Origin of the sequence: Maridesulfovibrio zosterae DSM 11974, from assembly GCF_000425265.1 — a bacterium.
Classification (GTDB): domain Bacteria; phylum Desulfobacterota; class Desulfovibrionia; order Desulfovibrionales; family Desulfovibrionaceae; genus Maridesulfovibrio; species Maridesulfovibrio zosterae.
Window position 1 is genome coordinate 70,954 of sequence record NZ_AUDC01000015.1, and the last position, 20,127, is coordinate 91,080.

The window sequence follows — 20,127 nt, forward strand, 5'->3', positions numbered from 1 at the left end:
ATTATATTATATCTCTAAGACGACTCTAAAAAAGAGAGAATACCTTAAATGATTCCTCCCTCATATATATTGACATGCTCACCTGGAGCATATCTTCCCGAGCCACGTGTTAGGGATATTCTCGACAGCATTGATACACGTCTGGTAATTGCAGCAGCAGGGATCTCTGCGCGAACCTCTTTAATGCTTAACAAGCTTGCAAATGAAACAAACAAAATCGATCTTTTTATTTCCGAAGATCAACAGGATTACACTAAAGTCCTTGAGGAAGCCTTACAAAAAGTAGTTTCCCTTCATCCTGCCGGGCTGACCATTATTATTGATGGTAGAATTGAACTTTCAGAGCAGCTCTTCCCGGCAATCATCACCGAATTTGAAGATAATCCCGAGTGCGGATTTGCTGTTATCAGCCAGAACTCCATAGAAATACCTTCTCCCTGCTCATTTGTTTTAGATATGCTGCAAAAACCTTTTTACCCGCTTTTTACTATTTTGCGAAATGATTTGCTTCAATCACAAGCAACCATCCTCAATGAAGATTTACAATTTTTTGCCTTGCCAGAATTATTACTCCGACTATCTTCACAAACATCAATAAAAATTCTGCCGCCAACGTGTCTGCAAAAAACACCTGTCGATTCTAGAAGAACTAGAAAAGAAAACGAACAACAGGTTATGGACGAAGAAAATAACGTCCTTGAAAAATATCAAAAGTTGTTTTTTGAGCGAAAATTCAAACAACTATCTACCAAGGAGTTGGCAAAAACTTATCAATTTCATATCAATCAGGTTATGGAACTTCTTAAAAAGATCAAAGAAGGAATTCTGGAATCAGTTGAAGATTATGATCGCCATATTTTCCGATATTGCTTGCTCGCCCTATTCTCAGGGGAAACAGAAAATGCACGCCAGATGATGGAAATAAGTTTCAGCGTTGTGAGTGAACGTCCCGCTTTGATGAGGCTTTACAAACTGATAACCCTATATTTTCCGTTACAGCCCCAACCTGTTTCAGGGCCGGAAAAAGTAAGCGTTATTATTGCATTATTTAATCAGGGACATTATCTTGAAGAGGCTGTAACTTCAGTTCTCCGGCAAACATGGACAAACTGGGAAATTATTATTGTCAATGACGGTTCAACAGACAACTCGTACGAAATAGCCAAAGAATTAGTAAAAAGATTGAATGACAGCAGGATTAAACTGATCACTCAGGAAAACAAAGGTATGGCAGGATCACGTATTAGTGGCTTAAAAGAAAGTGACGGAGATTTTGTAGTCGCTTTAGACTCAGACGACATGATTGCCCCAGAGTATTTTGCCATAGCAATAAACCTTATTAATAATAATTCAAAGGCTGCATGGATTACGCCGAAAACACTTGTTTTCGGAAATAACAACCACATCGCATGGGGAGAAGAATACTCACCAATTAACGCAATTATAGGTTGCCCAGCTCCTTGTTCGTCTTTAATACGACGAAAAGTATTAGATCAGGTCGGATATTTTCGTACTGACCTTACGAATAGAGAAGATTCGGAGTTATGGCTACGTCTGTTAGAAGGAGGCTGGACTTCTATAACTACAAAAAAGCCTCTTTTTATATATCGGCATGCCTGCCAACGCGCCGGAATTAAAACAACGCCTAACCTTGCGAGCAAAGAGGAGATTACATCTCTCCATCCTTGGTGGTTCCGCCGAGATCTGAACCTTGAAATGCGTGAAAAAGCATTCACAGCCTTCCCCACGCAGCGCTTTCCTGACTGGTTTTTAAACTGGAAAAATATCAATAAACTTATCCCCCTGTTTAATGATAGAGAAAAATTTATTGCAGCCATGGAAGAGCTGAAAGCAGCATACCCTCCCATAACAAAGCCTAGCAGATGGAATAGTGACGATGATGATTGTTACCTTGATATACGTGAAGTTTTTTTTGGGGTGGGCTCACAAACAAAAGAGAACTAAACCTACTTGCTTGAACCTGCGGGATCAGAGATGATCCATTAAAACTGGCTCTATATTTCGCTGGCTAGCACCTTATCGGCCTATTTTCCCAATGAATTTACTGACAAATTCAACGGAATACCCATCTCCGTCAAGGAAGTGCCCCTCTCTACCCTTTTGGCATCCTTAATATACCATTTGAGCTGCTCTTCTCTATTGAAAATGCCTTTATCCCCCATAGAGATTTTAGATGTATCGATATGCTTGGTATATGCTAAATTGTATTTGCTCACCGGGTCATCAAAATGTTCTACATTTAGTAAAGGATATAGATAACCGTTACAATACCCGCTTCGTGCTATTGCCCTTTGATACTCAGTCCATCCGAAAGTCTTCCGTGTCGGGTGAACATCCAGATAACCATGTTTTTCCTGAACACTTTTGCGAAGCAAATAACAACAGCCACCAATAAACGCATCGGGAATCAAAGAAATACCATCAAGAGACACCACTCGACGTTCAAGCTCTTTTTCGTCTACGTACGCCATGTCGAAATGAAACCCTCCGACAACACCTATCTTATCAGATTTTTGATGTGCTTCAAGTAATCTGCTCAGCCAGTTTTTAGGAACTAAGGTGTCATTGTCGACTTTTCCTACAAATTCTCCTTTGGCCGTCCTCCAAAAAACATTAGTGGGCATGGAAATACCAATATTTTTTGAATTGAATAGTATTTTACGTATGGTCTTTTTGTATTTTTCCTGTATCTCTTGCAAGTATTCAACAGTCCCGTCAGTTGAGCCATTGTCCATAATAGTTAAGGAAAAATCTGTTCCGGCATTTTCTATAAGTGCGGGAAGAGTTATTTTTGTATATGCAATCCTATTGAATGTTATATAAAGAATATCTATCATGTAAATCTCTGTGTTTTATCTAGCATTATCAGAAGGAGCATGCTCCATAATATGTTGGATACATAAAGTTTCGATACAATAAGATTAGTCTAATATCTGCTTGTAAAATGTACGATGTCTGAGATCATATTCTTTTTGTTCTTCTTGTGTACTTCGACATTTCTCCAGTGTCACGGTCATACCAGCAATAGCTCTGGGTGTATGCAACAGTGGTTCTAAATCTTTTTGTTGCTGGTACATTTTTTTACCTAAATCACTCGGAGAGTAAGAAAGGTCCTTTACAAAGAAACGATAATCCCGCCAGCCACAATACCAAGACCAGTCCGTGTAATATTTAAAACTCATTTCATTGAAAGCCCGAACATGAGTAGGGTCCTGCCACGCTCCGTGCGACAGATCGTAAGGGACCTGTACTATAAGCCTTCCCCCTACGTGCAATAAATTTAAAAAATTTGTCATCGTACAAATGACATCAGGAACATGCTCTAAAACATCATTGGCAATAATTTCTTCAAAATGGCCTTCTGGTAAAGATATATTTCCAAAACGGCGCGTTTTGTGAATTTCTTCTGGATTTATGGGAGCGGACAGGTCCAGTAAAATATCAGGGGCCCATGCAGAATTAATGTCGATATTCAGGTATTCATCTTTGAAATCTTTTCCTGAACCAGCATTCAGAAGAGTGGGAAAACTTTTCACTTCTGAGGGGCTGCTAACAGCTTTCCGGGCAGCCTCAGCGAGAACATCATCATAACGATATTTTGTGAAACATGAATAACCAAGTTCTCCCTGTTTAACTATTTCTTCAGTATTACCAAGTAGTTTTGTGATGGTATCCACGACTGAATTATACGGGGTAAAGATGCAGGACTCTTCAAACTCAGCTGGAACCGATGTGTCTTCATTACGCTCGCATACAACAGTTTTTTTATTTGCTAAAAGAAAACCGATACGCACTTCTTCAAAAATACCAGGAGTATAATAATGCATATTCAGGATTAATCTGGATCTAGCAATATAAAAATTTCGTTCATGACCGAATACTTTTTCAATAGCTATAGCGTTAACCCCACGCTCACGGAGTTCCGTAATAATGCTCTGCCTCCTCGGGTTCATATAACCATAAAATAGGACATCAATATCTTTTGGATAATTTTCATCCAAACATGTCATTTGAGGAGTGTATCTCAATGGCACATGATAAACTTCTGTTACTTTGAAATTTCTTTTTAGAATATCAATGTTTCGTTCACTGTAATCCCACACGGTTAGTTTGCACAAGGATTCAATATAATGAGGTCGTAATGCTTTGCTTCCTTTAACTATTTGCTCAAAATTATAAATAATTGAATTTTCAGGGATAGTATTTAGCGGAAATTCTGGAATATCCTGCAATCCAAAAATAATATTAACTGCATCAGTCGAAAGTTTGTTTTTTAAAATTTCAACGGAATATCCAAATGCAGAAAGAGTGTCCCGTAACGGATAAATAATATCTTCAACACATCTCCAGTAGGGTGAATCTGGGCGATAGAGGACGACGATGCTAAAATCCATATTGAACCTTTGCTAAAGAGCATTTTTTACGATAATATTATAGATTTGAATTAATAGTATTATAAATTTAGCAAACATGCAGAGAGCTGTCGAGAGATGTTTTTATTCAACGGACAGTGGCCTTTTAAAACTCTTATAAAAAAGGGCTACTTAAGCTTTAACGCAATCCGGCTAAAGCCTTTAAAGCTGGCTTCAATATGCTAAGAAAGTTACTATCCATCATAAACTCATCAAGTATCTTTTTACCTTCAACAAGATCCAGCCCTGAACGTAACGCCTTACCTTGGGAAAGAGCATTAAACTGCCCATTCAAAATTAATAAAACATGCTGCCAAAGCGCCATCACAATGAATTGAGATGCTTGATCTCTATTAAAAGCTGAATGAGCGAGAAGAGTATCAATCAATACTTCATTGCCTTTTTTCACTGAAGGAGCCCATTCCGGACTGTTAACCAGAGAAAAAAGCGCTGTATTATTCCAATTAAAAATGGGTTTCATATTCTGCTGAAACAGAACTAAAAAGACATCAAGCATTTCAATCTTTCCAGATATCAATGAGATGCAACACGGATAAAATTCCTCACCAAGGTATCGGCTAGGCATAGCATCAGCATCCTTGTACATCTTCACCCATGCCTCAGACCTGAAAATACTGTACTGTGTGCTTCTGCCACTAACAATATAAGTATTAAGCCTTTCAAGCGAAGTCTCACCCGTTAGATCAGGAGAGTTACGGGTCGCCATTGCAACCACCTTTCCACTTGGCCCCTCCCTATCAAGCTGGTAAACGATTCTCTTACCACAAGCAGCAATGAAATCTTTATTTTTTTCTAAGAAATCTACACACTGAGCGATTCCGTCAGGAACCAAGAAATCATCATCTCCACAGTAAATGGCGTAAGGAGTTTTAATATTCTCATTCAAAGCTTTTACGCAAGATCCACTATGAGGATAAGCTGAAGAGGGATAATGAGCATATTTAACAGATACTTTCTTTTCATATTTTTTTACTGCATCTAATACTTCAACACGACGATTTTCATCACTTGAATCACCAATAAGGATATCCCCTGTAAACCCGATACTACTATAGTAATATAAAAAGCGAGATATGAATTCCGGCCTGTTAATGGTCGGAGTAATTATTGTAACTAGATCGTTCAAAGAATCCTTTTTACCACCATCATATGCTAATTTATTAGAAGCCATTGCTTATCCTTTATGTACTAATCTTACATTGAAACGTTATGAATTTAACATATTGCCATTTATGTGAAATATTATTTTAATTTCTAAGTCGCCCTTAGTGCCCTTCATCATCATAAAAAGACACAATGATCCTGCCACAAAAAACTGCCAATTTACACAATCTATTTAGACCTATTGCCCAATGAAGCAATAAGTTTCGATAAAACATATCTATCTTCAACAAAAAAAAGGGGCCTTAATATCAGTAACGATAGTATCCATACAAGATTTACCTCATATCTCGACATATTTCCGTTTAAGCTTATGCTGCGTCAAATATTGTATATGTAGCATTGTCTCTTCGCTAAACTTTTCACGAATCATGTTAAGAAAATTAGGATTCTTAAAATATGTATCAAAAAAAGTCTCTATAGGACAGAACCTTGCCATTTTTCAGGGAGTGTCCAATTATTCTCAATAGCTTGATCACACAGCTCAGAGCCAGGATAAGTCATTACAGAATAAACATTTAAATATTCAGCTGTTATCTTCATTGCCATCGCGAGATTATCCTGCATGGATTCAAAATCACCTTCAGGCAACCCCACAATAAAGTTGGCAAAATATTAATCCCAGCGGCTTTAATTTTCTCTGCAGCTTCATATGAGGCCTGTGGAGTATGCTTCTTGCTTATATCTGAAAGAATTCTTTTATTACCTGATTCAAAGCCAAGGAAAAGCAATTTTTGAATATTATTTTTGTATGCGGAATGGATGACATTAGTCTCAGCCATCAAATTGTCGTAAATAAGCGAAGCCGGAGTCTTCTGATTGAAAGCAATCCCACCAGAAAGACCTGCAGCAAATACTACCAGTTTCGGCTTATTCTTTTTAAAGTCTATCCTATTAAGCCCACCATAGGCAGCTGCAATCTGATCCTGTGCCCCAACGATAGCAGCTAAGGGTAGATATATCATGGCTCGCAATAAGTTTATCTACAAGCTCTTAATCACAAATATCACCTTTAATAAATTTAAATGTTGGATAATGACAGCAGTCTAAATGAGGAGCTTGACCGAAGAGCAAATTATCCAGAATAGTTACAACATATCCTTTCGACAAAAGAATAGGTGCTAAAGTGGACCCTAAATACCCAGCGCCCCCGGCAATTAAGATTTTATTTCCATGCCTGCACCATTTAAAATTTATACTTTTTTAACTGTATATACTAATTAAATATTTAACATAGTTTAGTACAATTTCAAACTTATTAGAAGCGAGATTTTTTTATTAACTTTATTGAACCACAGCAATCAATAGGTTAATGTTTAATAAATTTTGGTAAAAATTTCTTTAAATAGAATCTTCAATCACCTTAAAATACCATCATTCTGAATACTGGAGACACTATGAAATTCGAAGATAATTCTGGTCGCTTTGATCTGAATGCAGCCTTGGAAAGGTTTTCCGGTGACACGGAATTGTTGTACGAGGCTATTGCTATTTTTAAAGAGGAATCTGTCAGCCACCTCAAAAAAGTAAGGCGTTTCCTAAGTGAAGGTAATCTTCAAGGAGTTTCTGAAGAAGCTCATACGCTAAAAGCAGAATGCGGAGCAGTCGGAGCTGTTACAGCTCAATTTTTAAGTGAGTCTATTGATAAAGCTGCACAAACAAATGACATAGCTGCTTCCAACGAACTATACACCAAACTAGAAGAAGAAGTTCAAATTGCTATAGATGAACTTCCTGACATTGCATAATGAACTTATGCTTGCGTAAAAGACAACTTATAATAGACATAACATCATTATAATTCCCATTTAATGCATTCATGCGCTAAACAACCTGATCAACTGAATTATAACATGTTAAAATAAACACAATGAAAACAATACTAATTATAGACGATGATCCCAAAATGCTTGATTTACTCAAGCACTATCTTCGGGATGAGCAATTAGAGGTTCTAACCGCTTCTGATGGTGAAGAAGGACTTCTTATGCGTAAATCCAATAATGTTGATTTAGTAATTATTGATATATTCATGCCCAATATGGATGGGATTCAGACTATCATGGAAATGAAACAAGAATATATAGATATTAAAATTCTTGTTATATCAGGCGGCGGAGAATTTACGGGACTTGAATATATCAAACAGGCTAAAGCATTAGGAGCCAGTGAAGCTCTCGTTAAACCGTTCACTCAAAAAGATTTCCTTTCAACTGTTCAGAACATGCTTTTATAGCGCTTGTTTTAAAAACATCATTTCCCAAAGCATGTATTTCAAAAAGTTTTCATGTTTACTTATTTGAGCAGGCCAGACTCACCCCTAAGCCTACAAAAGCTGTTCCCAACACCTTATTAATACAACTACTTACTGTTGTTCCCTTCAATATTTCCTTTATTCTAGCCCCCCCACATGCATAAATCATCATGCAGGCAAATGCGATCACTGTCAGTAGCCCTAGAAGAAGCGCAAAATGACATGCTGAAGCCTTATCAGCGCTTATAAACTGAGGGAAAAGTGCACTGAAGAAAATTATTGCTTTGGGATTACCGGCTGCAACCCAAAACCCTTGCAGAAAGAGTCTCTTTGACGAAGGAATATCTTTTTTTTCTATTTTGCTGGTATCTAGATTGAATTCACCGGATGTAAGGACACCTATCCCAAGCCAGATCAAATACGCTGCCCCGAAATACTTTACCACCATAAAACCAGTTTCAGAAGCAGCCAAAAGGGCCCCCAGCCCGGCAATGGAAACCACTGCTTGCAAGAAAGAGGCAACGCAATTGCCTAAAGCAGTGGCAATGGCTTTATGTGCTCCATACTTGGCTCCATGAGTCAAAGCTAGAATCATACTTGGCCCCGGGATTATAGAAGCCAGAAAAACCGTCAAAATATATACGCCCCAGAATTCAATAGACACATGGACTCCAGTATAAAAAAGCTGTGGCTAAATTAACTCAGCCACAGCTTTTAACTAACTAAAACTTTACTTATAGAACAGAACTTACGTAAAGATTACTTACCTTCAAGCTCTGCTGCTGCTTTTTCTACAGATTCCACGAATCCCAAGCGGGCCTCGATAATTTTTGCAGCAATATCCTGATCATGAAGAGCAAGAATCTGTGCTGCCATCCATGCAGAGTTTTTTGCCCCGACTTTATCAAGAGCCACTGTTCCAACAGGAAATCCCGGAGGCATCTGAACTGTTGCCAGCAATGCATCCATGCCACCAAGAGCAGACCCGCAAATGGGTACTCCGAGAACAGGTCTGATTGTTTTAGCTGCTACAGCTCCGGCAAGATGGGCTGCAAGCCCTGCCGCACAAATAAAGATTTCACAACCATTTTCTTCCAGTTCCTTGACCAGCTTCGCAGTCCTTTCGGGAGTACGATGAGCAGAAGAAACTGTGAAAACGTGAGGAATACCTAGTTTGGTCAGCAAATCAGAACAAGGCTGCATAGTATCCTTATCCGAAATTGATCCCATAAAAATCGCTACTTTTGCACTCATTTTTTTAGACCCTTGTCACCGATGTCGCGACGGAAGTAGGCGTCCTCAAAAGAAAGCTTCGCCACAGCTTCATAAGCTTTTTTCTGGGCTTCTCTGAGATCCGCCCCCAGAGCAGTAACACCCAGCACACGTCCGCCGCTGGTTAATGTTTTACCCTCATCAAATGTTGTTCCAGCCTGAAAGACCTTCACACCTTCAAGCTTTTCAGCTTCATCAATACCAAATATTTCCTTGCCCTTTTCATAAGATCCAGGATAACCGCCGGCTGCGATGACAACACAAATTGTTGTTTCATCTTTTAGCTTAACGTCTACTTCAGGAAGCCTGTTCTCAACGCAAGCCATCATAATATCGACAATATCGCAATCCAGACGCATAAGCAGCGGCTGACACTCAGGGTCTCCAAAACGGACATTATACTCCAGGACAGAAGGACCGTCATCAGTGTACATCAGACCAGCATAAAGAATTCCGGTAAAAGGCTCTCCACGCTCGGCTAATAGTTTCAAGATTGGCTTGATAACAAGCTCAGCTGTCTCTTCATATTTTTCACGAGGCAGAATAGGAGCAGGGCTGTAAGCACCCATACCACCAGTGTTGGGGCCGGTATCACCTTCTCCAGCAGCTTTATGATCCTGTGCAGATGGCAGTAAGGCATAATCTTCTCCGGAGCAGAATGCCAGAAAAGAAGCTTCTTCGCCTTTGAGGGCTTCTTCTACAACAACCCTTTCCCCGGCTGAGCCAAATACTTTCTTAACCATCATATCGTCAAGGGCTTCAATTGCCTCTTCAACAGTAGAAGCAACCACGACGCCTTTACCAGCTGCAAGACCATCAGCCTTTACAACGATAGGTGCACCTTTGTTTTCAACAAATGTTTTTGCCTGATCAAATTCATCGAAGACTTTAAAAGGAGCTGTAGGAACGCCGGCATCACGCATTGTCATCTTGGAGAAAGCCTTACTCCCTTCAAGATTAGCTGCATATGCTCCGGGACCGAAGCAAGGAATACTTTCCTTTCTGAGAGCTTCCTTTATTCCAAGAACAAGAGGAAGTTCCGGTCCAGCTATGACTAAATCTATTTTATTTTCTTTAGCAAAATTAACCAGACCTGGAAGGTCATCGTCTTTGATAGGAACATTGGTACCCTCAAGACGGGTTCCACCGTTTCCCGGTGCAATAAAAATTTCAGAAACTTTAGGACTCTGACCTAACTTCCAGGCCAAAGCATGTTCTCTACCACCTGATCCTACAACAAGTACTTTCATGACTATCCTCTCAACTGATTAAGATAGGCCTCGTTTAGATAAATATCGCCAATTTGGCAAGGCAATGCAGACCAAAACCTAACTGTTTAAACGAACATCAGCGGCAATAACACCAAGGACCTCACCGCTTGAATTTAAAAAAGGTCCCGAAACGGTTATACAATTTGAACCTGTGGCTGAAGATTTATAGACATCTGAAATGTACATAGTTTTCTCTTCTAAAACCTCACGAAACCAATTACGACGAGACCAGTCTTTACCATAAGCAGTCTTATCTTCGGAGTAACTATCCCACTGACCACTTATATTACTTACAGTTTGTTTTCCTGTATTATCAGTAATGTAGAGCAACTCTAGAAAATTATTCCTGCGGACACAACTGCGCATATCCCGCTCCTGCAACTCACGGTTAAGTGACTTTATATCTGATGACTTAGCTAAAGAGTCAATGATCTCCTGAACCTTACCGTTACCAATCAGCTTAAACATACCGACCATATCATCCAATTCAGATATACGTCCACTAAGAACAGAAACAGCTTCGTCAGCACCGGACATAGCATCACCTGTTTCATCAGAAATAGAGTGCACTTCGTTAACTGCTTCGCGAACATTGCTGCTGGCCTCAGCCTGCTGCATCGCCTCTTCCGCTATCTTACGCACCCGCTCAGAACTTTTATCGGCAAAAACAACTATCTCACCAAGAGCTTTACCGGATTGAGAGGCAAGTCCGGAAGTATCCCCGGCCAGTCCGCTAATATGATTAACGCCTTCAACCGTTTTTTCCACCTGTTCCTGAATTTTACTGATCTCTGTCCCCACGTCACGAGTTGCCTCCATAGTCTTTTCTGCAAGATTTCGAACTTCAGAAGCAACAACAGCAAATCCTCGTCCGGCATCTCCAGCACGAGCTGCTTCGATTGCAGCATTAAGAGCAAGAAGATTAGTCTGATCAGCAATATCGGAAATCACGCTCATGATACTGCCAATTCCTTCAGCCTGCCTGCCGAGCGTTTCTACGCGGGTATTCAGTTCATTGGAATTTTCCATAACAGTTGTAATAGATTCAATCGTTTGTCTCAGTACAGTTTCACCAGACTTAGCAAGCTCTGCTGCATGCTCCGCATCTATTGCTGCAGATTCAGCACGCTCTACAGATGAACGGATTGAAACATCAATCTGCTCCATAGAAGTAACAACAGAAGAAAGATATTCCTGCTGTCGCCCTGCTCCTGCACGGGCTCTGGAAGAGGCTTTATCCAGCATGGTAGAACTACTGCGAATTCCTTCCACAGCATTTTCAATGGTACCGGCTGCAGACAGAAGCCCTTTACTGCGGGCCTGTTCACCATGAAGACGAGCTTCCTCAGCCATTTTATAGGCCGAAAGCTGTTTTGAAATTTCTATTTCACACTGCTCACTTGCTTTATCAAGTTTATAATTAAGAGATTTTATATATGCTTCAAGATCACTTGAAGCAGGAACAAAAGAATGAACTGTTTCCATATCTCCTTTGAAATCTGCACCGCTGGTAAGACATTCAATCCACTTACTGATGGAGTTACAATCATTTCTGACCTTGGTAGCAGCTAAAAAGTTTGAAGCACTTACCACCAGCAATGCACTTACAAATAACCCTAAAAGAGGAAATATGCTTTGAGCAGAAAAGATATAAGGCATGAAAATCAGCAACAGGCACAGGAAGCACAAGACTATTACTTCCACAACAAAGTGGACCACAAATCTGGAAAACATAATACAACTCCTCGCCTATAAGCAGATTTAAAAACCGTATTCTATTTGGACACCTAGATTTTGCTGGAGAAATTAATGATTCGAAAGAACATACTCCAGAGCGCTGACTAATTCCTTTGCATGCTCTGGATCTTGAATTTTTCCGCCTTCCGGACTTTCCACATGGAAAACATCAAAAACACTTTGCCCGGTCGTTGAAATTCTGGCCATACGCAAGTTTACATTCATACGTGAAAACAGTGCAGCCATATCATATAGAAGACCAGAACGGTCCTGTGTGATGACTTCAATAAGTGTACATGATTCACTGGAGTCACTATCCACCTTGACTCTAGTGGGTACTCGTATTGAAGCTGCTTTTGCATAAATTGTATTTCTTTTTTTATGCAACCTATAGTCGAGAGATAAACGCCCCGTCATAGCATACATGATAGAACGCTCCACTCGCGACCAGATATCGTCAGGAGCTGAATCAGGCGGAGTTTCTACAATAAAAACATTGAGAGCAATATTGTCAGTCCATGAAAAGATTTCAGCAGAAAGAATATTTATTGAATGCAGGGCCAAAACCCCACTCTGAGCGGCAAAAAGAAAATCCTGATCACGTGCAGCAATGACCAGCTTCACTCGGCGCTTATCATCAGTCTCAAAGGCCCGGACAAGATTAATTCCCTTCCCGCCTTTCCCTGCAGGTTTACGTATCAAATCTTTTTCATAAATCGAATTGAAATCCTGTACCTGCACCATATGCAGAACAATATCTTCAGGATCCTCAAGAAGCAGATATCGGTCGGGCATTGCCTCTATCATAGTTTCAACAGCGCTTGACTTTACCTTTCCGGCTGCACAATGCCTAATTTTGCTCACAGCATCAGCAACAAGGTCCTCGCTTTCCATTTCGGCAAAGCTTTCATCCGTCAAAACCAATTCAAGACCGGAATAAATCTCACGCAGCAGTGATTCGCTCCACGAATTCCAAACCCTGGGACCAGTGGCCATGGAATCAGCCATTGATAAAATAAAAAGCATACGCAATCTGCGAGCTGAACGAACTGTTTCAGCAATAGACCGAAGATCATCCATGGAGCTCAAATCCAGAGAACGGGAGGCTTTAATCAATAGCAAGTGATTACGGACCAGAAAAATTATATCTTCCTTAAATCGATGAGGATAGTCAGTTCCGTCGAGAATATCTTCAGCAATTTGGGCCCCACGCTCACTATGATTTCTTTTCCCTTTACCAATATCATGTAAAAGAGCTGCTAGCAGTAACGCATCAAAATCCTGTCCTGAAATACAATTACCTCCGTCCGCAAACTCATCCCTGAAAATATCACAGCATTTATGCACAGTCAGCAACGAGTGACGTCCGGGTGGATACTGATGATATCCATCATATGGAACCAGCTCCGACACTTTTGCAAAATCAGGTAAAAATGATTTAAACAAGCCGCTATCAAGCATCTCAAGAGATGTGCGCCAGCCGAACTCTCCTTTTAGAATATCAACTAACCTTGTCAAAGCCTCTTGAATATTAACTCCTGATTTGCAACTTACCTTAGAAACTGCTCGCCGTGCCTTACGGGTCAATGGATTACCTGTACGAGACTTTATTTCAAAAACATTCAAAGCAGCATCCAAATCAGCCGTACCGCTATGATCAATGAATGAAATTGAATTTCTTTCAAAAGATTCACGATACAGAGCATCACCCATAGACCGGATACGAATCATGGCCTTATGGATGGCGGTAAGGATATCATTACCCCGTTTGGCAGGATTGTATCCCTTTACTCCGCACAATGAAGCCACATCAGGCAGAATTTCAAGAATCAACTTATCCTGTTTACGCTTGCGGGCGAGATGAAGAGCACAACGGGCTCTCATCAACAAAGTTTCATCACGGCAAAGATCCGCAAGATCATCTTCATTTAATGGAAAATATCCGCCTTTAATATCTGCGCACCATTTAACAAACTGGGCATCACGCAAACCGCCCCAGCCGTTCTTAAGGTTCGGCTCAAGAACTACAGAATCCATGCCCACACCCATTTGGATACGATTCTCCCAAAGTGTATGACAAAAATTAACCCCTGATTTTGGAATCACCTTTTCTCTGAATTGGGTAAAGAGATCCCTAAACAGGTCTTCTTTTCCAGCTATGAAACGCAGGTCCAGCAAAGAAGCCAGCACCTTGAAATCAGACCGTGCAAGTTCAAGGTTCTGCTTAATACTGCGAACTCCATGTCCAACCTCAAACTTGAGATCCCACAAAGGATGAAATAAAAATCCAGATAATTCTTCGAGATCTTTTCCTTCCGGCATATCAGACAAAATCAAAACATCAAGATCCGAATAAGGAGCGAGCTGTCCACGCCCATAACCGCCGACTGCTACTATCGAGATATTTTCATACGAGGAAAGTATACCTTTTCCGACAGCTTCCTTAATCCTGGATATAAAATAATTATCCACTAGACGGGCCATCTGCTGTGGAAAATCCTGCGGCATGCTCTTGGAGCATGCCGCAAGTAGAATTTCCCGTCCTGCAAGCAAACTGTCTATTGAATTCTGCGCAGAACTAATGGAGGCTACTTCCGTATTCATCTTTATATAGCTTCCAAGCCTGTTTCACCCGTACGGATACGCACGACATCTTCAACAGGAATGACAAAGATTTTACCGTCACCTACTTTACCTGTCATTGCGGCCTCGCGAACGGCCTCAATAACTTCAGGAACACGCTCAGCATCTACAACAATTTCAATTTTAGTTTTGGCTATAAAATCAACCTGATATTCTGCACCGCGATAGACCTCCTTATGACCACCCTGACGTCCGAAACCTTTAACCTCAGTAACAGTCATTCCTTTAAGTCCAAGACCGGCAATAGCATCTTTAACATCATCAATCTTAAACGGACGAACAATTATCTCTATTTTTCTCATTTCAAATTATCCTCATAACATTTGATCCTGCTGTCACTCTATATGGAAACAACTGGGGTTTAGGCTTGTTTGCCAGCCTAAGGCACACACCCATCAAACACATGAAACAACGACCTTCAGCATGCCAGAAACTTAATTTTTTCTGAACTGCACTTAAATCTGATACCCGGCTTCACTGTGTTCAGAAACGTCAAGCCCGGCAACCTCAGCTTCTTCACTGGGGCGTAAACCATAAAACTTATCAATTAACTTGAACAGAATCCAGCTGACTGCAAAACAATATCCCCAAGTAGCAAGGCATGATTCAATCTGAATCCAAAGCTGCGAAGCGTTACCATAGAAAAGACCTTCAGCTCCGATGCTGGCGAAAAGACCGGTTGCGATTGCGCCAAAAGTTCCACCGAGACCGTGAATACCAACAACATCAAGTGAATCATCATATTTGAAAACAGACTTAAGCAGCACGCCACCATAACAAATTGCACCGCCACCAAAACCGATTACAATCGATGCCATAGGGGTTACAAAACCTGCTGCGGGGGTAATGGCAACCAGTCCGGCAACAGCACCGGATGCAGCGCCAAGAGTTGTGGGTTTGCCACCGTGCATAGTTTCAACCAACAACCAGCCCAATACAGCGGCAGCAGCAGCAAGGTGAGTAGTGACAAAAGCGTTAGCGGCTAGACCATTTGCAGCAAGAGCACTGCCGGCATTGAAACCGAACCAGCCGAACCAGAGAATGCCCGCCCCCAGAAGAGTCATTGGCAGGTTATGGGGGATAAAAGGTTCTTTGCCATATCCTTTGCGCTTACCCATAACCAGACAAGCCGCAAGAGCTGCTGAAGCAGAACTCATGTGAACAACGGCTCCACCGGCGAAATCAAGTGCGCCGTGAGCTCCCATCCAGCCACCGCCCCATACCCAGTGACACATCGGGGCGTATACAAGGATAATCCACAAAGTAGAAAATATTACCAGTGCACCGAACTTCATGCGCTCAGCAAAAGCACCCGTAATCAAAGCAGGAGTAATAACCGCAAACATACACTGAAATATCATAAAAAGAAGGTGCGGCAAATTATCAGCGGGACTGTTTAGAGTATCCATACCCACACCATTTAACGCAAAAAAATCCATACCACCGATAAATCCACCTATATCCGTACCAAATGCAAGAGTATATCCTATTACAGCCCAGACAATAGAAACAAGTCCAAGCATAATGAAACTTTGCATAATTGTAGCCAGAACATTTTTACTACGAACCATTCCACCGTAGAAAAGAGCCAGCCCCGGAGTCATAAACATGACCAGAGCAGCACAAATGAGGATGAAAGAAGTATCCGCTGAATTCATTGTTACCAACCCCCGTTGATTTTAATTTTTCTATTTTTTACATTTATGTCTCTACAGACACTTCTTAGAGACTATTTTTTTGCAATTTTGCAAAAAATATCCTTCAAAATTGAACTTTCACTCTTTATAAAGCACGCTTTATGCCAAAAACGGCTTTTTCTACACAATTATACACTAAAATGGAACCCAAAATACATATTTGCAATTTAACAAAAAATTAAAATTTCAAAAATGTAGACATTTTCATTAAAATAAATTCTCAATTCTTTAAGAAGATACCCTTATTCTGAAAAAAAAGTAAATTTTAGAACTTTATTTAGAAAAAAAGAATGAGATACTAGTAAAAATCATATTCAACCGCATCACGACAAACAGCATTGAATATAAAAATACTGACATCCTCAATTGACTTGGTATAGAATGTAGGTCAGCCATAGATTATTAGAAATCATCTATCATTCATAAGAGGAAAATAAACGTGAGAAAAATTAAATTACAAGCTGGCTTCATTCTGGCCATAATCTTTAGTTGTACAGCAGCTTTGGCAACTCCCCTACAAATAACCGTCTCGATTGCCCCTCAAGAATACTTTGTAAAAAAGATCGGAGCAGATCTCGTAAATATCAATCTGATGGTAAGAAGCGGCAGCAGTCCAGCTACTTACGAGCCACAGCCGAGACAAATGGCCCAACTCAGCAAGGCAGATTTATACTTTGCGATAGGAGTGCCGTTTGAAAGGGCATGGCTACCACGTTTTAAATCCGCAAATAAAAAACTTGAAATAATTAATCTGGGAGACAGCGTAACGCACATCCATATGCAGGATCACATACATAGTGAAGAAAGCACTCACGAGCACGGATCGCAAGAACAGCATAATTCTGAAAATTTCATAGCGGACCCACACGTATGGCTGGCTCCGCAACTAGTCCGCATCATGTGTATAGAAATTAGAGACTCCCTCATTACAAAGGACCCTGCCAATGCCGATACATACAGAAAAAACTATCTGGAATTTGCACAGGAGATCAATCAACTAGACACTAAACTGCTAAAACTATTCAGCCGCTCAACCAAAAACAAACGTTTCATGGTCTACCACCCTTCATGGGGATATTTCGCAGCTAGTTATGGCTTAACCCAAATCCCAATTGAACTGGAAGGAAAAGAACCCAGTCCCAAAGAACTTGCCCAACTGATAAAGTTTGCAAAAAAAGAGTCTGTAGCCGCAATTTTTGTTCAACCCCAATTCTCTCAAAAAAGCGCACGGGCCATTGCCCACTCTATTGACGCACAAGTTATTACTGTAGACCCTCTAGCTTCTGATTGGGCAACCAACCTTGAAAAGGCTGCGCAGGCATTCCTTAAGGATCTAAAGTAAAAAACTAAAAAGCCCGCCAATCATGAGATTGGCGGGCTTTTTATGGCGATACCCAGTTAAACAACTGGGCACAAAATTTTGTTAATAACTCAAAACACCTAATAGTGCTGCCATCAATGTAACTGCACCTCTAAGCTTTGATGCAGGTGACATATGAGGAAGATCTGCACTCAGCTTTGTACGCAATTCTTTGAATGACTGATCCAAAGCACGACAGTCACTCAGCCGTTGTTTTCTTGCTGTACGGGACTCATCCCGCAAAAACTCCATATCCTTACGATGCATAGATATTAACGATTCTACACTGTTCATTAAACTATCTCCGTGTATGGTAGGAAAACTGAGTCAGAATTGTTTTCACATAAAAAATTTATGGCTGGAGGTCCCGGAGGGGTCGGGGAGGTGGAGTGGGACCTCCAGTCCATACTTGACTAACAAGCTGATCTTCTTAAAGCACCTTCCGTGCCAAAAAAAACAACTTCCTGAAAAACCCACTTAACACAAGGGCTTCACACCAGTTTACTACATCAGTCCTTATCAAAACCTTCACTTTCAATGTTGATAAAACAGTATTTTAATGATATATAGTAATTTATACTAAATAAGACTAATTACTTACAACTCTAAATAAAAAGATTTTACCATGACTCTATCTATAGATGACTACAAAGCTTTATCTCAAGAACTTGATCCTGATAAACTGCAACAGACTATACTCACACTTTTATTACAACTTCAAAACGTCGAAAGAGGATCTCTCTGGTTAAAAAAGGATGGGATGTACGAATGTGTCGAGGCGCTTGGCACTAAGAGTGAGAAGGTTGTCGGGGTCAGACTATCCCCAAATGAGCAAAGCATCGTCGGCTGGGTTATCCAAAACGGAGAGATGACAATTGCACAAGCGGGAGACAGTCGCCACAACAGTAGTATTGAAGAAAATTTCAAAGTAAAAAGTAAGCTTATATTATGTTTTCCTCTAATCTTCAAAAACAATGAAGTATACGGTGCCGTACAGGTCATTGATACTAGCGCAAAAGGAGATCAGCTAAACCTTTCCCCGGAATATCTTACTATGCTGCAGGACCTTGTTGATATCGGGTCTATATCATTACACAATTCACTTGAATTTCAAGAACAGCGCCATAAATATGCCCAGCTCAGCCTGACTCTGAACAATATTCACAGCAAAAAATCCATTGTAGGCAAAAGTCAATCTATCAATAAGGCTCTTAAACTTGTTAAGAATTATGGAGCAACCAACTATCCGGTTCTTCTGTACGGAGAATCAGGAACAGGAAAAGAACTTTTCGCAGAAGAAATACATGTACAGAGTTCACGCACTCATAAACCTTTTCTGACTCAAAACTGCAGTGCAATCCCCGAAAATCTGCTTGAGAGTGAACTCTTTGGATATGTTAAAGGGGCATTTACAGGCGCCACATCAAATAAATCAGGACTTTTTGAAGCGGCTGATGGCGGGACTGTTTTTTTAGACGAAATCGGAGACATGGATATTAACCTGCAAGCTAAACTTTTACGGGTTTTGCAGGAAAATGAAATCAAACCACTTGGCGGAACGCAGACTAAAACCATTGATATAAGAATCATTTCAGCAACTAACCGCAATCTTGAAGAAGATGTTAGATCGGGACGATTTAGAGAAGATCTATATTATAGACTGAATGTGCTGCCACTTAAACTTCCGTCTCTACGAGAGCGTCGTGAAGATATTGCAATGCTGACAAACTATTTTCTAAACCGCGAGGCATCATATAGCCATATGCTGCCCAAAAAAATGGATGAACAGTCCATGCTGGCTATGGAAAAATACCAATGGCCGGGCAATATTCGTGAACTTGAAAATATGATAAAACAATTTCAGGCTATGGTTCCCGGTGATACGGTTTCTCTTAAAGATCTTCCGCAGCACATTGCAAGCCCTGGTTCACCTCCCCCTCCTTCACTTCAAGATACAAATACAGTTTCCAAAGCAGCCCCTGAATCCCAGACTAAAAATCCTGACTTATCAGAATTTACATGGCAGGAAATTGAATATTCATATGTAATGAGCCTGCTTGAAAAATATCGCTGGAATATAAGTCAAGCCGCACGCGCAGCTGGAATTAACCGATCGACCTTTGATTCCAGGATGAAAAAATTGGGAATAAGTAAAAAGGCAATATAATCTATTGTCCACCAGTAGAACATGATCTTCATTTATATCTGCATGATAGGTATACAGAAAAACAGAAAGTATCATAAAACATTCTGGCTGGCTTTATATCGTCCACAATAA

19 protein-coding genes are annotated in these 20,127 nt (G+C 40.5%); 5 read left to right on the top strand and 14 right to left on the bottom strand.

Going from position 1 to position 20,127, the window contains the following annotated elements:
* Positions 1-48 precede the first annotated feature (48 nt).
* Positions 49-1,965: a glycosyltransferase family 2 protein gene (locus H589_RS0109510; protein ID WP_027721798.1), complete on the top strand. Its 1,917-nt coding sequence runs from the start codon at positions 49-51 to the stop codon at positions 1,963-1,965.
* 80 nt (positions 1,966-2,045) lie between these two features.
* Here H589_RS0109510 and H589_RS0109515 read toward each other — a convergent pair whose 3' ends face one another.
* The 6 genes from H589_RS0109515 to H589_RS21150 all read right to left on the bottom strand — a co-directional run bounded on the left by H589_RS0109515 (position 2,046) and on the right by H589_RS21150 (position 6,725).
* Positions 2,046-2,858 (bottom strand): glycosyltransferase, encoded by an 813-nt coding sequence (locus tag H589_RS0109515; protein WP_027721799.1) that lies wholly within the window; start codon positions 2,856-2,858, stop codon positions 2,046-2,048.
* 84 nt (positions 2,859-2,942) lie between these two features.
* Complete coding sequence (locus tag H589_RS0109520; protein ID WP_027721800.1) at positions 2,943-4,415, bottom strand: class I SAM-dependent methyltransferase; 1,473 nt, start codon at positions 4,413-4,415, stop codon at positions 2,943-2,945.
* A gap of 157 nt (positions 4,416-4,572) precedes the next feature.
* Positions 4,573-5,625: a TIGR00180 family glycosyltransferase gene (locus H589_RS0109525; protein WP_027721801.1), complete on the bottom strand. Its 1,053-nt coding sequence runs from the start codon at positions 5,623-5,625 to the stop codon at positions 4,573-4,575.
* Between the two features lie 407 nt (positions 5,626-6,032).
* Positions 6,033-6,164, bottom strand: a complete 132-nt coding sequence (locus tag H589_RS21145; RefSeq protein WP_281168141.1) for a hypothetical protein — start codon at positions 6,162-6,164, stop codon at positions 6,033-6,035.
* Positions 6,155-6,580, bottom strand: a complete 426-nt coding sequence (locus tag H589_RS21000; RefSeq protein ID WP_027721802.1) for an NAD-dependent epimerase/dehydratase family protein — start codon at positions 6,578-6,580, stop codon at positions 6,155-6,157. The genes H589_RS21145 and H589_RS21000 overlap by 10 nt, the downstream gene beginning before the upstream one ends.
* A gap of 28 nt (positions 6,581-6,608) precedes the next feature.
* A complete protein-coding gene (locus H589_RS21150) occupies positions 6,609-6,725 on the bottom strand; it encodes a hypothetical protein (RefSeq protein WP_281168142.1) in 117 nt (38 codons plus the stop codon).
* Between the two features lie 287 nt (positions 6,726-7,012).
* Here H589_RS21150 and H589_RS0109540 point away from each other — a divergent pair, with 287 nt between their 5' ends.
* Complete coding sequence (locus H589_RS0109540) at positions 7,013-7,363, top strand: Hpt domain-containing protein (protein WP_027721803.1); 351 nt, start codon at positions 7,013-7,015, stop codon at positions 7,361-7,363.
* Between the two features lie 122 nt (positions 7,364-7,485).
* Positions 7,486-7,851, top strand: a complete 366-nt coding sequence (locus tag H589_RS0109545) for a response regulator (protein ID WP_027721804.1) — start codon at positions 7,486-7,488, stop codon at positions 7,849-7,851.
* Between the two features lie 55 nt (positions 7,852-7,906).
* On the opposite strand, the gene H589_RS0109550 is transcribed toward H589_RS0109545, so the two are convergent.
* From H589_RS0109550 to H589_RS0109580, 7 genes are all read right to left on the bottom strand, one after another.
* A complete protein-coding gene (locus H589_RS0109550) occupies positions 7,907-8,533 on the bottom strand; it encodes a LysE family translocator (protein ID WP_051249701.1) in 627 nt (208 codons plus the stop codon).
* A gap of 95 nt (positions 8,534-8,628) precedes the next feature.
* A complete protein-coding gene (purE, locus tag H589_RS0109555; RefSeq protein ID WP_027721806.1) occupies positions 8,629-9,123 on the bottom strand; it encodes a 5-(carboxyamino)imidazole ribonucleotide mutase in 495 nt (164 codons plus the stop codon).
* The gene (purD, locus tag H589_RS0109560) at positions 9,120-10,391 is read right to left on the bottom strand and encodes a phosphoribosylamine--glycine ligase (protein WP_027721807.1); all 1,272 of its coding nucleotides are present in this window, start codon (positions 10,389-10,391) and stop codon (positions 9,120-9,122) included. Before purD ends, purE begins: the two co-directional genes overlap by 4 nt.
* Positions 10,392-10,469: 78 nt before the next feature.
* On the bottom strand, positions 10,470-12,146 hold the full coding sequence (locus tag H589_RS19555) for a methyl-accepting chemotaxis protein (RefSeq protein WP_035075685.1): 1,677 nt from the start codon (positions 12,144-12,146) through the stop codon (positions 10,470-10,472).
* A gap of 72 nt (positions 12,147-12,218) precedes the next feature.
* Positions 12,219-14,753, bottom strand: a complete 2,535-nt coding sequence (locus tag H589_RS0109570) for a [protein-PII] uridylyltransferase family protein (RefSeq protein WP_027721808.1) — start codon at positions 14,751-14,753, stop codon at positions 12,219-12,221.
* A 2-nt stretch (positions 14,754-14,755) separates the two neighbouring features.
* Positions 14,756-15,094, bottom strand: a complete 339-nt coding sequence (locus H589_RS0109575; protein WP_027721809.1) for a P-II family nitrogen regulator — start codon at positions 15,092-15,094, stop codon at positions 14,756-14,758.
* Positions 15,095-15,247: 153 nt separating this feature from the next.
* Positions 15,248-16,450 carry an ammonium transporter gene (locus H589_RS0109580; RefSeq protein WP_027721810.1) on the bottom strand — a complete coding sequence of 401 codons (1,203 nt, stop codon included), beginning with the start codon at positions 16,448-16,450 and terminating at the stop codon, positions 15,248-15,250.
* Positions 16,451-16,928: 478 nt separating this feature from the next.
* Between H589_RS0109580 and H589_RS0109585 the strand changes: the two genes are divergently transcribed.
* Positions 16,929-17,831, top strand: coding sequence for a metal ABC transporter solute-binding protein, Zn/Mn family (locus tag H589_RS0109585; protein WP_245577093.1), 903 nt, complete (start codon positions 16,929-16,931; stop codon positions 17,829-17,831).
* Positions 17,832-17,912: 81 nt separating this feature from the next.
* Here the strand turns inward: H589_RS0109585 and H589_RS0109590 are convergent, their stop codons facing one another.
* The gene (locus H589_RS0109590) at positions 17,913-18,143 is read right to left on the bottom strand and encodes a hypothetical protein (RefSeq protein ID WP_027721812.1); all 231 of its coding nucleotides are present in this window, start codon (positions 18,141-18,143) and stop codon (positions 17,913-17,915) included.
* A 331-nt stretch (positions 18,144-18,474) separates the two neighbouring features.
* Between H589_RS0109590 and H589_RS0109595 the strand changes: the two genes are divergently transcribed.
* On the top strand, positions 18,475-20,016 hold the full coding sequence (locus tag H589_RS0109595) for a sigma-54 interaction domain-containing protein (protein WP_027721813.1): 1,542 nt from the start codon (positions 18,475-18,477) through the stop codon (positions 20,014-20,016).
* Positions 20,017-20,127 lie beyond the last annotated feature (111 nt).

Coding starts and splice junctions, on each gene's coding strand:
- H589_RS0109570 (WP_027721808.1), bottom strand. CDS start 14,753: ATGAATACGGAAGTAGCCTCCATTAGTTCTGCGCAGAATTCAATAGAC.
- H589_RS19555 (WP_035075685.1), bottom strand. CDS start 12,146: ATGTTTTCCAGATTTGTGGTCCACTTTGTTGTGGAAGTAATAGTCTTG.
- H589_RS0109545 (WP_027721804.1), top strand. CDS start 7,486: ATGAAAACAATACTAATTATAGACGATGATCCCAAAATGCTTGATTTA.
- H589_RS0109520 (WP_027721800.1), bottom strand. CDS start 4,415: ATGGATTTTAGCATCGTCGTCCTCTATCGCCCAGATTCACCCTACTGG.
- H589_RS0109515 (WP_027721799.1), bottom strand. CDS start 2,858: ATGATAGATATTCTTTATATAACATTCAATAGGATTGCATATACAAAA.
- H589_RS0109590 (WP_027721812.1), bottom strand. CDS start 18,143: ATGAACAGTGTAGAATCGTTAATATCTATGCATCGTAAGGATATGGAG.
- H589_RS0109595 (WP_027721813.1), top strand. CDS start 18,475: ATGACTCTATCTATAGATGACTACAAAGCTTTATCTCAAGAACTTGAT.
- H589_RS0109510 (WP_027721798.1), top strand. CDS start 49: ATGATTCCTCCCTCATATATATTGACATGCTCACCTGGAGCATATCTT.
- H589_RS0109575 (WP_027721809.1), bottom strand. CDS start 15,094: ATGAGAAAAATAGAGATAATTGTTCGTCCGTTTAAGATTGATGATGTT.
- purE (WP_027721806.1), bottom strand. CDS start 9,123: ATGAGTGCAAAAGTAGCGATTTTTATGGGATCAATTTCGGATAAGGAT.
- H589_RS21000 (WP_027721802.1), bottom strand. CDS start 6,580: ATGATATATCTACCCTTAGCTGCTATCGTTGGGGCACAGGATCAGATT.
- H589_RS21145 (WP_281168141.1), bottom strand. CDS start 6,164: ATGGCAATGAAGATAACAGCTGAATATTTAAATGTTTATTCTGTAATG.
- H589_RS0109525 (WP_027721801.1), bottom strand. CDS start 5,625: ATGGCTTCTAATAAATTAGCATATGATGGTGGTAAAAAGGATTCTTTG.
- purD (WP_027721807.1), bottom strand. CDS start 10,391: ATGAAAGTACTTGTTGTAGGATCAGGTGGTAGAGAACATGCTTTGGCC.
- H589_RS0109580 (WP_027721810.1), bottom strand. CDS start 16,450: ATGAATTCAGCGGATACTTCTTTCATCCTCATTTGTGCTGCTCTGGTC.
- H589_RS0109540 (WP_027721803.1), top strand. CDS start 7,013: ATGAAATTCGAAGATAATTCTGGTCGCTTTGATCTGAATGCAGCCTTG.